The following is a 12,025-nucleotide window of genomic DNA, read 5'->3' on the forward strand; positions in this document are numbered from 1 at the left end:
TCCCCGGTGGCCTCCAAAAAGGTAACAGATGTATCTCGGCTCTGTCACGTCAAAAGCACGAATAGATACGAAAGCGCCGGTGAGCAGGTGCTCACCGGCGCTACCGAGTTGTTACCCGAAGGTGATCAGTGATCCGCCTCGCCCATCCTGTGAACGAGGATGAAGTTGGTCGACCCCTCGACTCCCGGCACGTTGCCCGCGACGATCACGATGAGATCGTCCTCGTTGTACCCCTCGAGGGGGAGCAACAGTTCGTCGGTCACCTTGACGAGCTCCGCCGTCTCGTGGACCCGGTCGGTCAGGAACGTCTCGGTTCCCCACGTGAGAGCCAACTGGCTCCGGATGCGCGGATCGCCGGTGATGGCGATGAGGGGCAGGTGGCTGTGCAGGCGGGCGAGCCGGCGGACGGTGTCCCCGGTCGAGGTCACCGCGACGAGCGCCTTGGCGCCCAGCCGCTCCCCGATCTCGCGGGCCGAGTAGGAGATGACCCCACGCTTGGTCCTCGGGATGTGGACGAGGTCCGGCGCGGCGGTGGAGTCGGCCTCGACCGCGAGGGCGATGGACGACATGGTCCGCACCGCGTCGATGGGGTACTTGCCGACGGAGGTCTCACCCGAGAGCATCACGGCGTCGGCCCCGTCGAGCACGGCGTTGGCGACGTCGGACGCCTCCGCCCGGGTGGGCCGCGAGTTGGTGATCATGGACTCGAGCATCTGGGTCGCCACGATGACCGGCTTGGCGTTCTCCCGCGCGATCTGGATCGCCCGCTTCTGGACCAGCGGAACGTCCTGCAGGGGAAGCTCGACGCCCAGGTCGCCGCGGGCCACCATGATCGCGTCGAAGGCCAGGACGATGGACTCGAGGTTCTTGACCGCCTCGGGCTTCTCGAGCTTGGCGATCACCGGGACGTGCACCCCGACCTCGTCCATGATCTCGTGCACCAGGTCGACGTCCGCCGGCGACCGGACGAAGGACAGGGCGATGAAGTCGACACCCAGCGCGAGGGCGAAGCGCAGATCCGCGATGTCCTTCTCGCTCAGCGCCGGAACCGAGACGTTCATCCCCGGGAGGGACACGCCCTTGTTGTTGGAGACCGTGCCCCCCTCGGTGACCACGCAGTGGACGTCGTCGCCCTCGACCCGCTGGACGGTCAGGCCGATGTTGCCGTCATCCACGAGCAGCCGGTCGCCGGGTCGGGCGTCGGCCGCCAGCCCCTTGTAGGTCGTGGAGACCCGGTCCTTGGTGCCCTCCACGTCCGCGACGGTGATGGCGACCTCGTCGCCCTCCGCCCACTCGTGGCGGCCCTCGAGGAAGCGGCCGAGCCGGATCTTGGGGCCCTGGAGGTCCGCGAGCACACCGACGGCGTGCCCCGACTCGTCGGAGGCCTTGCGGACCCAGCGGTAGTTGGCCTCGTGGTCGGCATGGTCTCCGTGACTGAAGTTGAGCCGGGCGACGTTCATCCCGGCATCGACGAGTTCACGGATGCCGGCCTCCGACGCGACGGCGGGACCCAGGGTGCAGACGATCTTGGTACGACGGTTCACCCGTACCAATCTAGTCCCCTCACCGGGATGACCGGTTAACGCAACGTCAACGACCGGCCAACGGGGGTGCGTCCTCCGGGGACCCGCCGGTCAGGTCCTCGGGGGCACGCAGGTCCGACGGGTCCTCGCGGCCCCGGCGTGCCCGCCACACGTAGATCAGTGCGGCCACCATGACGACGACCGAGACGACCGTGTTGATCCGCAACCCGAGGATCTCGGTCGCCGCATCCGCGCGGAGCAACTCCACCCAGAACCGCCCGAAGCAGTACAGGGCCACGTAGAGGGCGAAGAGCCGTCCGTGTCCGAGGCGGAACCTGCGATCGATCACCACCAGCGCCACGGCCACCAGGACGTTCCAGAGCAACTCGTAGAGGAACGTGGGGTGCACGGTCGCGAGCACCTGCCCGGTGGAGCGACCGATGGTCTCGGAGTACCCGTAGGTCTCGTCGTAGCGCTGGTAGATCTCCAGCGCCCAGGGCACGTCCGTCTCGCGACCGTAGAGCTCCTGGTTGAAGTAGTTCCCCAGGCGCCCGATCCCCTGTGCCAGGACGATGCCCGGGGCGACCGCGTCGCCGAACGCACCGATCGCCCGGATGCCCTGCTGGCGCAGGCCGATGTAGGCGCCGACCGCGCCCAGCGCGACGGCGCCCCAGATCCCCAGACCGCCGTCCCAGATCTTCAGCGCGTCGACCGGGTTCCTGCCCTCCCCGAAGTAGCGGTACCAGTCGGTGGCCACGTGGTAGAGGCGACCACCCACGAGACCGAAGGGGACGGCCCACAGCGCGGTGTCGAGCACGACCCCCGCGCGCCCGCCACGGGCGACCCATCGCTTCTCACCCCACCAGATGGCCACGACGATGCCGAGGATGATCCACAGTGCGTAGGCGCGCAGCGGGAACGGCCCGAGCTCCCAGACCCCCTGGGGCGGGCTCGGGATCACGAGCCGGCCCCCGGCCGACGCACGCCCGCCGCGAGTTCGGCCGTCAGCCGGGCGAGGGCCTGGCCCCCCTCGGTGGCCGCGGTGATGAGGGCGGACCCCACGATGACGCCGTCCGCATAGGAGGCGATCTCCGCGGCCTGGTCACCGTTGCGCACCCCGAGTCCGACGCCGCACGCGAGGTCCGAGTGTTCACGGACCCGTGCGGTGAGCGTGCGAGGTGCGTCGGAGACCACGTCCCTCGCTCCGGTCACCCCCATGACCGCCTGGATGTAGACGAACCCGCTCGTGTGGGACAGCGTCATGGCCAGCCGTTCGGGCGTCGACGACGGCGCGACCAGGAACACCCGGTCGATCCCGTGTGCGTCCGTGGCGGCGATCCAGTCCTCCGCCTCGTCGGGGATGAGGTCCGGTGTGATGACCCCGGTCCCGCCGGCGGCCGCGAGGTCCTCCGCGAACCGGTCGACGCCGTACTGGAGGATCGGGTTCCAGTAGCTCATGACGACCGGGACCGCGCCGGCCTCGGCGACGGCCCGGATCACGTCGAAGGTGTCCCGGATCCGGAAGCCGGCCTGCAGCGCCACGTCCGCGGCCGCCTGGATGGTGGGACCGTCCATCATGGGATCCGAGTACGGGATACCCACCTCGATGACGTCGCACCCGCCCGCGACCATCGTCCGCACGGCCTCGATCGACCCCTCGACCGTCGGGTACCCCGCCGGGTAGTAGCCGATGAGGGCGGCCCGGTTCTCGGCACGGCACCGCTCGAAGACCTCGCTCAGAACGCTCATCCCTCGACTCTACCGTCCGCGTAGTCGCCCTCGCCGTCGTCGGCACCCCGGCTCGAGTCCACCCCGGCCTCGGGTGGGGTCCCCCCGCCCAACAGACCGAACCACCGGGCGGCGGTGTCGACGTCCTTGTCACCGCGACCCGAGACGTTGACCAGGATCAGGTCGACGCCCTCGGCGGCGAGCTGCGCCGCTCCGGCGATCGCGTGGGCGGACTCGATCGCGGGGATGATCCCCTCGGTGCGGCACAGCTGGGCGAACGCGTCCATCGCCTGGGTGTCGGTCACTGGCCGGTACTCGGCGCGACCGATGTCGGACAGGTACGAGTGCTCGGGCCCGACGCCCGGGTAGTCCAGTCCCGCCGAGATCGAGTGCGACTCGATGGTCTGGCCGTCCTCGTCCTGCATGAGGTGCGCGTACGAGCCCTGGAAGACGCCCGGCCTCCCGGCGTTCACGGTCGCGGCGGTGCGACCGGACGCCACGCCGTCGCCGCCCGCCTCGCAGCCCACCAGGCGGACCGAGGCGTCGTCGATGAACGGGTGGAACAACCCGATCGCGTTGGACCCACCGCCCACGCACGCCACGGCGGCATCGGGCAGGCGCCCGATCCGCTCCAGGATCTGGGCGCGCGCCTCGGTGCCCACGACCCGCTGGAAGTCGCGGACCATCGCGGGGAACGGGTGCGGGCCGGCGGCGGTGCCGAACGCGTAGTAGGTGTCGTCCGCCCGGGAGACCCAGTCCCGCATCGCCTCGTTGATCGCGTCCTTGAGGGTCGCGGAACCGACCTCCACGGCCTCGACCTCCGCGCCGAGCAGACGCATCCGCGCGACGTTGAGCGCCTGACGACGGACGTCCACCGCACCCATGTAGATCTTGCACTCCAGCCCGAGCAGGGCGCAGGCCGTGGCGGAGGCGACGCCGTGCTGGCCGGCCCCGGTCTCGGCGATGACCCGCTTCTTGCCCATGCGGTGCGCGAGGAGCACCTGGCCGAGGACGTTGTTGATCTTGTGCGATCCGGTGTGGTTGAGGTCCTCGCGCTTGAGGAAGACACGGGCGCCGATCTCGGCCCCGAAACGCCCCGCCTCGTACAGCGGCGACGGCCGACCCGAGTAGTCGCGCTGGAGACGGTCGAGCTCGTTCAGATAGGCGTCGTCCGCGCGGGCCTTGGCGTAGGCGTCGGCAACCTCGTCGACGACCGCCATGAGCGCCTCCGGGACGTAGCGCCCGCCGAAGGCGCCCCAGTGGCCTCGCTGGTCGGGCTCGTGTCCGGTCGTCGTCCGGAGCACGTCTCCCATCGAGGGCAGCGGTGTCAGCTCGTTAGAATTCACGGCTCCCAGTCTGCCGGAAGCGGGCGACGGGGGCCTAGCGGGGTCCCTGCGGGCAGGACGGGTGGGAACCCGCCGTGGCCAGGGCGTTGCACGCCGCGCGCGGGTCGCCCTTCGTCACCAGCCCCTCGCCGACCAGCACCGCGTCCGCGCCCACGCTGGCGTACGCCAGGAGATCGGACGCGTCACGGACGCCCGACTCGGCGATCTTGACCACCCCGGACGGCAGGCCGGGAGCGATGCGGGAGAACACGTCGCGGTCGACCTCGAGGGTCTTGAGGTTCCGGGCGTTGACACCGATGACGGTGGCGCCGGCCTCGAGGGCGCGGTCCGCCTCCTCCTCCGTGTGCACCTCCACCAGTGCCGTCATCCCGAGCGACTCCGTCCGGTCCAGCAGGGACACCAGCGCGTCCTGCTCCAGAGCGGCCACGATGAGCAGCACGAGGTCCGCGCCGTGCGCCCGGGCCTCGTGGATCTGGTACGGGCCCACCACGAAATCCTTGCGGAGGACCGGGATGTCGACGGCGCGGCGGACGGCGTCCAGGTCCGCCAGGCTGCCGTTGAACCGGCGTTCCTCGGTCAGGCAGGAGATGACGCGGGCCCCGCCCTCCTCGTACATCCGGGCCAGCACGGCGGGGTCGGGGATCTCGGCGAGCGGCCCCTTCGAGGGACTGGCGCGCTTGACCTCGGCGATGACGCCGACCCCGGCACCCCGGAGCGCCTTGAGCGCGTCACGCGGTTCCGGCGCCGACCGGGCCGCCTTCTTGACCGCAGTGAGGTCGATGACAGCCTCGCGGGCCGCGACGTCCTCGCGGACCCCGTCGATAATCGAGTCGAGCACGGTACCCACCGTGACCTCCCTCTGCAGTGTTCGGGCAGGAAGCGTGATCGAGATCAACAATAGAGGCAGCAGGCGGGGTTCCGAGAATCGGGACCCGGTCGGGGATGCTCAGCCCGTGGGATCGCGCCCGTCGTCGAGTTCCTGCCACAGGTCACGACCGGTGTCCCCGGTGTCCTCGCCGGCCTCCGGGTCACCGCGGCGCGCCCCGGGCGTCACATAGCGATCATCCCGCTGAACCCTCCGGGTCGGCCAGATCATGGGGACGGCTCCCGCGGCGACGAGGGCCAGCGCTCCTGCTCCGGTGAGAACCGGACCGGCCGACCGGGTCGAGATCTCCGTGATCTCCGACCACTCCGGCACCGCCTGCGCACCGGCCGTCCCCGGGCCCGCGTTGGTGCGGCCGAGTTCCTCCTCACCCGTCACCGTGGAGTGGACCCGGTCCTGGTCCACTCCGCCGACGGTCGAGAACAGCAGCGCGCCGGTGGCCAGGCCCAGGAGGGCGATGACGGCCCCGACCACCCGGGCCCCCGTCCCCCGGACCAGCGCCACCGCGGCCACCGCGGCGAGAGCACCCACCGCCAACGGGACGAGCGCCGGCTGCCACTGCGCACCCGTCAGGCTGCGCCGGGCCTCACCCGACTGGTCGTTGAACGCGACCACGTCCACCCACACCATCCGGGAGGCGATCCACAACAAGACGGCGCCGAGGAGCAACAGCACGACGGGGATGCGGAGCCGGGCGTTCTGGGTCACCGGCCCTCCCCCGGCGTGTCCGCACCCTCAGCGCCTCCCGTGGGGCCCGCGGGCCTCAGGGTGTCCGCCGCCGCGACGGCGCGGAGGACCGCCATCGCCTTGTTGCGGCACTCCTCGTCCTCGGATGCGGCGACCGAGTCGGCGACGATCCCGGCACCGGCCTGGACGTAGGCGGTCCCGTCCTTGAGCACCGCGGACCTGATGGCGATCGCCTGATCGGCGTTGCCGGCGAAGTCGACATAACCGACCACTCCCCCGTAGACCCCGCGACGGGTGTCCTCGAGATCCTCGATGATCTGCAGCGCGCGGGGTTTGGGCGAGCCCGACAGGGTGCCGGCCGGGAAACAGGCCGTGACGGCGTCGATGCCCGTGCGCCCCTCCGCCAGGCGGCCCGTCACGGTGGAGACCAGGTGCATCACGTGGCTGTACCGCTCGACCTGGCGGAACTCGGTCACCACGACGGAACCCGGCTCGCAGACGCGGCCGAGGTCGTTGCGACCCAGATCCACCAACATGAGGTGCTCGGCGTTCTCCTTGGCGTCCTCCACGAGGTCCTTGGCCAGCAGGACATCGTGCTCGTCGTCCTCACCCCGCGGCCGGGTCCCGGCGATCGGATGGGTCGTGGCCAGCCCGTCCTGCACCTTGACCAGGGCCTCGGGGCTCGATCCGACGATGGTGAACGCGGTGCCACCGAAACCGTCGTCCCCGCTGCCGTCCGGGACCGTCATCAGATACATGTAGGGGCTCGGATTGGTCGTGCGCAGGATCCGGTAGACGTCTCTCGGCGAGGCCGAGGTGTCGACCTCGAAGCGCTGGCTGAGCACCACCTGGAAGGCCTCCCCGGAGTAGATCTGCTCGATGATGTCGGCCACCCGCGCGTGGTAGGTCGACTCGTCGGTGCGGCGGCGCATCCGCGGATCCGGTGTGTCGAAGACGCTGACCCCGCCGGCGCCGGGAGCCGCGAGCCTCGCCGTCATCGAGTCCACCCTGGCCACCGCGTCGGCGTAGGCCTCCTCGACCCGGTCGTCGCTACCGTCCCAGTTGACCGCGTTGGCGATCAGGTGGATCCGGCCCTCGTGGTGGTCGAACGCCGCCAGGTCGGTGGCCAGCATCTGGACGAGCTCGGGGATGTGGAGGTCATCGGTGGTGTCCGGTGTGATGCGCTCGAGTCGGCGCACGATGTCGTACCCGAGGTAACCCACCAGCCCGGACGTCAGCGGCGGCAGGCCCTCGATCTGGTCGGTCCTCAGCAGGTCCAGGGTCCGGCGCAGGGCGTCGAGCGGGTCGCCGCCCGTCGGAGCCCCCGCGGGCACGTGCCCCAACCACATGGCCTCACCCGCGTCGTCGACGGTCAACGCCGCGGCCGACCCACAGCCGATGAACGACCACCGCGACCATGACCGGCCGTGCTCGGCCGACTCCAGCAGGAAGGTCCCGGGCCGGTCGGCCGCGAGCTTGTCGTACGCGGAGAGCGGCGTCTCGGAGTCGGCGAGCACCGTGCGCACCACGGGGACGACCCGGTGGCCCGAGGCGAGCGCCCGGAACTGCTCGAAGGTGGTGGTCCTGGTACTCATCCGACGACCCGGCCGCCGATCCCGAACGAGTCGTGCGGCATGTCGTTGACGAGCACCCACACCTTGGCCGGGTCCTTGCCCGCGGCCTCGGCGTAGGCGGCTGTGACGGCCTCGATCACCCGGGACTTGGACTCGGGGTCCATCCCGTCGAGCTGGTTGATCTGGATGAAGGGCACGGGCTCAGTCCTCCCCGAGGAGTGTGTCGGTGTCGAAGCAGCTGACCGTGCCGTTGTGACAGGCGGCCCCGGTCTGGTCCACCTTCAGCAGGACGGTGTCGCCGTCGCAGTCGATCTCCACGCTGCGCACATGCTGCACGTGGCCGGAGGTCTCCCCCTTGACCCACCGCGTCCCGCGCGAGCGCGAGTAGTACACCCCGCGCCGCGTGGCCAGCGTCTCGGCGAGGGCGGCGTCGTCCATCCACGCCATCATGAGGACCCGACCGGAGGTCGCGTCCTGCACGACGGCAGCGATCAGACCCTCCGCGTTCCGGGTGAGCCGGTCGGCGATGGTCGGGTCCAGGGCCGGATCGCTCATCGGACCGTGATCCCCTCGGCCGCCATGGCCCTCTTCACGTCGCCGATCGTCATCTCGCCGAAGTGGAAGACGCTGGCCGCGAGAACGGCGTCGGCGCCGGCCTTGACCGCGGGGGCGAAGTGCTCGACCGCGCCGGCCCCGCCGGAGGCGATCACGGGGATCGTCACCGCCGCACGGACCGCACGGACCATGTCCAGGTCGAAGCCCGCCTTGGTGCCGTCCGCGTCCATCGAGTTGAGCAGGATCTCCCCCACCCCCAGCTCCTGGCCACGCCGGGCCCACTCGACGGCGTCGATCCCGGTGCCCCGGCGGCCACCGTGGGTGGTGACCTCCCATCCCGATGGTGTGGGGGCCTCGCCCTCCGGCACCGTCCGGGCGTCGACGGACAGGACGATGCACTGGGAGCCGAAGCGCCTGCTGAGCTCCTCGAGCAGCTCCGGACGCGCGATCGCGGCGGTATTGACGCTGACCTTGTCCGCTCCGGCGCGGAGGAGCTGGTCGACGTCCTCGGCGGCGCGCACCCCGCCGCCCACGGTGAGGGGGATGAAAACCTGCTCGGCGGTGCGTGTGACCACGTCGATCATGGTTCCGCGGCCCGAGGACGACGCGGTCACGTCGAGGAAGGTCAGCTCGTCCGCGCCCTGCGCGTCGTAGGCGGCGGCCAACTCGACCGGATCCCCGGCGTCCCGCAGATCGAGGAAGTTCACGCCCTTGACCACGCGGCCCGCGTCGACGTCGAGGCACGGGATCACCCGGGTGGCGAGTGTCATGCCCGGTTCACCGCTCCCCGTCGAGCCACGGGCGGTTGCCGTCGGGACCGGGGGTGGCCCGGCGACGGCCCGCCTCGAAGAAGTTCCCCGGCTCGCCGAGCTCGCGGATGGTGCCGAGCACCTCCGCGTGCGCTCGCGGGCCGGCGGCGAGGATCGACTGGGAGTCGATCGACCACGGCTCACCGGTCAGGTCGGTGACCACTCCCCCGGCCGCGCGGATGTGGGAGGCGCCCGCCGCGTTGTCCCACGCGTAGTTGCCGAAGCTCACCGCAGCGGACAACCGGCTGGAACCCACGAACGACAGGTCCACCCCCGTCGACCCGAACTTGCGGGTGCGGGCGGCGTCGAGGGTGAGCTGCTCGAACACCTCTCGTCGATAGGCCGGCGGGTAGGTGGTGCGGGCGCCGGTGTTGAGCGACCCGAGGCCCAGCGCGACATCGCGGATGGAGACGTCGGCGATCCGCGGGATCTCCTCGTCGTTCTCCTTGAGCGGGCCCCCGGCGATCGAGGTGAACCGCAGGCCGAGGAGGGGAAGCCAGGTCAGTCCCAGTACAGGCTGTCGCTCGTGGACCAGCGAGACGAGGATGCCGGTGGTGGGGATGCCGAGGGAGTAGTTGGCCGTGCCGTCGATCGGGTCGACCACCCAGAGCGTGCCCTCGTTGACCGGCGGGCCGCCGAATTCCTCGCCGTGCACCTCGAGCTCGGTGCCCTCGCGCAGCGCGTCGGAGATCCGACGCTCCAGCTCGAGGTCGAGCTCGGTCGCGAAGTCGTTGCGCGAGCCCTTGGCGCGCGTGCCCTCGGCACCCAGTCCCTCGACGAAGCGGGGGGTGACCTCCTCGAGCACGCGGGCCGCCAGGGCGAGCGCTTCCGCGGGGTCGACGGACAGGTCCGTCGGCAGGGTGTTTCCGGTCTGATCGGTCATCTCGGGCCTCCTGCTCGAGGTCATGCGGGTGGGTGTGGCTACAAGGTGGTCATGGCCGATTCAGCGGACACTCACCGCGGCCAGCGCCTCGGGGAGGGTGAAGCGACCGGCGTAGAGGGCCTTGCCCACGATCGCGCCCTCGACGCCCTTTGGCACCAGCGTCGCGATGGCCTCGAGGTCGGCCACGGAGGACACCCCGCCGGACGCCACCACCGGCGATCCGGTGACCGAGCACACCTGGGAGAGCATCTCGAGGTTCGGACCGTTGAGCATGCCGTCCTTGGACACGTCGGTGACGACGTACCGCGCGCAGCCGTCCTTGTCCAGACGCTCCAGCACCTCCCACAGGTTGCCTCCGTCGGACACCCACCCGCGGCCACGGAGCCGGGGCTCGCCGTCGACCACACGGACGTCCAGACCCACCGCGATGCGGTCCCCGTGGCGGGCGATCGCGGAGGCGCACCATTCCGGGTTCTCCAGGGCGGCGGTTCCCAGGTTGACCCGGGCACAGCCGGTCGCGAGGGCCGCCTCCAGCGAGTCGTCGTCGCGGATCCCTCCGGACATCTCGACCTTGACGTCGAGTGCGCCGACGACCTCGGCGAGGAGATCGCGGTTGGTCCCGCGACCGAAGGCGGCGTCGAGGTCCACCAGATGGACCCACTCGGCCCCGTCCCGCTGCCACTGCATGGCGGCCTCGAGCGGCGATCCGTACGAGGTCTCGGTCCCGGCCTCTCCCTGCACCAGACGGACGGCCTGCCCGTCGGCGACGTCCACGGCGGGCAGGAGTTCGAGGTAAGAAGCGTTGGTCACGGGCATCAGCGTAGTCCGTCCGCCCGGGGGCGCTCCCCATCGCCCTCGACCGGTTCCGACGGCTCCCCGGAGTGTGCGCTGGACTCGACCCCGGCCTCGGGGGCGGGCTCGTCTCCGTATGTGACGGCGGGCTCGTCTCCGTACTCGGCACGGATCGCCCGATCAGTGATGCGGGTGGACACGACCCCCATCGCCACGACGGTCAGGATCACACCGACCAGAGCGACGACGGCCCGGCCCGCCGGCGGCAGCGGGAACAGCGCGACCGCCAGGGCGGTCAGTCCCAGGACCAGTACCCCCGCCCCGGAGACCCCCAGCGCCAGCACCGCGAACGATACGGGCGCCGGGCGACCCCGGCGGTCAGCCAAGGGATCTGATCCAGTTCTCGAGGAGCTGCAGGCCTGCATCTCCCGACTTCTCAGGGTGGAACTGGGTGGCCCACAGGGGGCCGTTCTCCACGGCGGCGATGAATCTCGTGCCGTGCCGGGCCCAGGTGACGTCCGGCGGGGTCAGGTGGTCGGACGGCTCCATCTCCCATCGCTGCACCCCGTAGGAGTGGACGAAGTAGAAGCGCTCGTCGGCGGGCATGCCGGCGAACAGGACGCTGCGCTCGGGCGCCTCGACGGTGTTCCACCCCATGTGCGGCAACACAGGAGCCTCCAGTCGCTCGACGACCCCGGGCCACTCCCCACAGCCCGCGGCCCCGGACTCGGCGTGTTCACCGTCCGAGAACTCGGTCCCCCGCTCGAACATGACCTGCATTCCCACGCAGATCCCCAGCACTGGGCGACCACCGGCCAGACGCTCGCCGATGATCCTCGGCCCCTTGACGGCCCGGAGACCCTCCATGCACGCCGCGAACGCGCCGACCCCCGGGACCACGAGTGCGTCCGCCTCGGTGGCGACCCGGTGGTCCGAGGTGAGCTCGACCCGGGCGCCGACACGCTCCAGCGCGCGATGGGCCGAGCGGAGATTGCCCGAGCCGTAGTCGAGGAGCGCCACCCGCGGGGCCGATGAGGTCATGGGCTCACTTTATCGTCCGTGGCGGGCGAGGTCAGATCACGCGTCGGCCGGGTGCGCCGGGCGCCCACCGCCGCGGGACCGCCGACGAGCAGCACCACGCCGGCCGCGACCGTGAACAGGACGACGTATCCGAAACCGGCAACGCCACCCATGACCACCGACCCGAGACCCGTGCCCGCGTCGAAGGAGATGTTCCACGAGGCG

14 protein-coding genes and 1 pseudogene are annotated in these 12,025 nt (G+C 71.0%); all 15 read right to left on the bottom strand.

Features of this window, described 5'->3' with window-relative positions; all coding sequences use genetic code 11:
- Window positions 1-125 precede the first annotated feature (125 nt).
- Complete coding sequence (gene pyk / locus G6018_RS07120; protein ID WP_179525149.1) at window positions 126-1,544, bottom strand: pyruvate kinase; 1,419 nt, start codon at window positions 1,542-1,544, stop codon at window positions 126-128.
- 46 nt (window positions 1,545-1,590) lie between these two features.
- The gene (gene lgt, locus G6018_RS07125) at window positions 1,591-2,484 is read right to left on the bottom strand and encodes a prolipoprotein diacylglyceryl transferase (protein ID WP_182615582.1); all 894 of its coding nucleotides are present in this window, start codon (window positions 2,482-2,484) and stop codon (window positions 1,591-1,593) included.
- Window positions 2,481-3,272, bottom strand: coding sequence for a tryptophan synthase subunit alpha (gene trpA / locus G6018_RS07130; protein ID WP_182615580.1), 792 nt, complete (start codon window positions 3,270-3,272; stop codon window positions 2,481-2,483). The genes lgt and trpA overlap by 4 nt, the downstream gene beginning before the upstream one ends.
- A complete protein-coding gene (trpB, locus tag G6018_RS07135) occupies window positions 3,269-4,564 on the bottom strand; it encodes a tryptophan synthase subunit beta (protein ID WP_182615584.1) in 1,296 nt (431 codons plus the stop codon). The genes trpA and trpB overlap by 4 nt, the downstream gene beginning before the upstream one ends.
- 67 nt (window positions 4,565-4,631) lie before the next feature.
- Window positions 4,632-5,444 carry an indole-3-glycerol phosphate synthase TrpC gene (gene trpC, locus G6018_RS07140; RefSeq protein WP_179525147.1) on the bottom strand — a complete coding sequence of 271 codons (813 nt, stop codon included), beginning with the start codon at window positions 5,442-5,444 and terminating at the stop codon, window positions 4,632-4,634.
- Between the two features lie 99 nt (window positions 5,445-5,543).
- Window positions 5,544-6,188, bottom strand: coding sequence for a TIGR02234 family membrane protein (locus G6018_RS07145; protein WP_182615578.1), 645 nt, complete (start codon window positions 6,186-6,188; stop codon window positions 5,544-5,546).
- Window positions 6,185-7,762 (bottom strand): anthranilate synthase component I, encoded by a 1,578-nt coding sequence (locus G6018_RS07150; RefSeq protein WP_182615576.1) that lies wholly within the window; start codon window positions 7,760-7,762, stop codon window positions 6,185-6,187. The genes G6018_RS07145 and G6018_RS07150 overlap by 4 nt, the downstream gene beginning before the upstream one ends.
- Window positions 7,759-7,938 (bottom strand): tautomerase family protein, encoded by a 180-nt coding sequence (locus G6018_RS07155; protein WP_179525144.1) that lies wholly within the window; start codon window positions 7,936-7,938, stop codon window positions 7,759-7,761. The genes G6018_RS07150 and G6018_RS07155 overlap by 4 nt, the downstream gene beginning before the upstream one ends.
- A gap of 4 nt (window positions 7,939-7,942) precedes the next feature.
- Entirely contained in the window at window positions 7,943-8,296 is a 354-nt protein-coding gene (gene hisI / locus G6018_RS07160) for a phosphoribosyl-AMP cyclohydrolase (protein WP_179525143.1), read from the bottom strand.
- Entirely contained in the window at window positions 8,293-9,066 is a 774-nt protein-coding gene (gene hisF / locus G6018_RS07165; RefSeq protein WP_182615575.1) for an imidazole glycerol phosphate synthase subunit HisF, read from the bottom strand. The genes hisI and hisF overlap by 4 nt, the downstream gene beginning before the upstream one ends.
- 7 nt (window positions 9,067-9,073) lie before the next feature.
- On the bottom strand, window positions 9,074-9,988 hold the full coding sequence (locus G6018_RS07170; protein WP_182615574.1) for an inositol monophosphatase: 915 nt from the start codon (window positions 9,986-9,988) through the stop codon (window positions 9,074-9,076).
- 60 nt (window positions 9,989-10,048) lie between these two features.
- Window positions 10,049-10,804 carry a bifunctional 1-(5-phosphoribosyl)-5-((5-phosphoribosylamino)methylideneamino)imidazole-4-carboxamide isomerase/phosphoribosylanthranilate isomerase PriA gene (priA, locus tag G6018_RS07175; RefSeq protein WP_182615573.1) on the bottom strand — a complete coding sequence of 252 codons (756 nt, stop codon included), beginning with the start codon at window positions 10,802-10,804 and terminating at the stop codon, window positions 10,049-10,051.
- Window positions 10,804-11,166 carry a hypothetical protein gene (locus tag G6018_RS07180; RefSeq protein ID WP_241731099.1) on the bottom strand — a complete coding sequence of 121 codons (363 nt, stop codon included), beginning with the start codon at window positions 11,164-11,166 and terminating at the stop codon, window positions 10,804-10,806. Before G6018_RS07180 ends, priA begins: the two co-directional genes overlap by 1 nt.
- Window positions 11,159-11,821, bottom strand: coding sequence for an imidazole glycerol phosphate synthase subunit HisH (gene hisH / locus G6018_RS07185; RefSeq protein ID WP_182615571.1), 663 nt, complete (start codon window positions 11,819-11,821; stop codon window positions 11,159-11,161). Before hisH ends, G6018_RS07180 begins: the two co-directional genes overlap by 8 nt.
- A pseudogene (locus G6018_RS07190) lies at window positions 11,818-12,025 on the bottom strand (MFS transporter); the annotation flags it as partial. The gene hisH and the pseudogene G6018_RS07190, both read right to left, overlap by 4 nt.

This window comes from Dietzia sp. DQ11-44, from assembly GCF_014145205.1.
Lineage (GTDB): Bacteria > Actinomycetota > Actinomycetes > Mycobacteriales > Mycobacteriaceae > Dietzia > Dietzia natronolimnaea.

Excerpts from the sequence above, each read along its gene's own strand:
- trpA (WP_182615580.1), bottom strand. The coding sequence starts at position 3,272 with ATGAGCGTTCTGAGCGAGGTCTTCGAGCGGTGCCGTGCCGAGAACCGG.
- trpB (WP_182615584.1), bottom strand. The coding sequence starts at position 4,564 with ATGGGAGACGTGCTCCGGACGACGACCGGACACGAGCCCGACCAGCGA.
- G6018_RS07150 (WP_182615576.1), bottom strand. The coding sequence starts at position 7,762 with ATGAGTACCAGGACCACCACCTTCGAGCAGTTCCGGGCGCTCGCCTCG.
- hisI (WP_179525143.1), bottom strand. The coding sequence starts at position 8,296 with ATGAGCGATCCGGCCCTGGACCCGACCATCGCCGACCGGCTCACCCGG.
- hisF (WP_182615575.1), bottom strand. The coding sequence starts at position 9,066 with ATGACACTCGCCACCCGGGTGATCCCGTGCCTCGACGTCGACGCGGGC.
- G6018_RS07170 (WP_182615574.1), bottom strand. The coding sequence starts at position 9,988 with ATGACCGATCAGACCGGAAACACCCTGCCGACGGACCTGTCCGTCGAC.
- priA (WP_182615573.1), bottom strand. The coding sequence starts at position 10,804 with ATGCCCGTGACCAACGCTTCTTACCTCGAACTCCTGCCCGCCGTGGAC.
- hisH (WP_182615571.1), bottom strand. The coding sequence starts at position 11,821 with ATGACCTCATCGGCCCCGCGGGTGGCGCTCCTCGACTACGGCTCGGGC.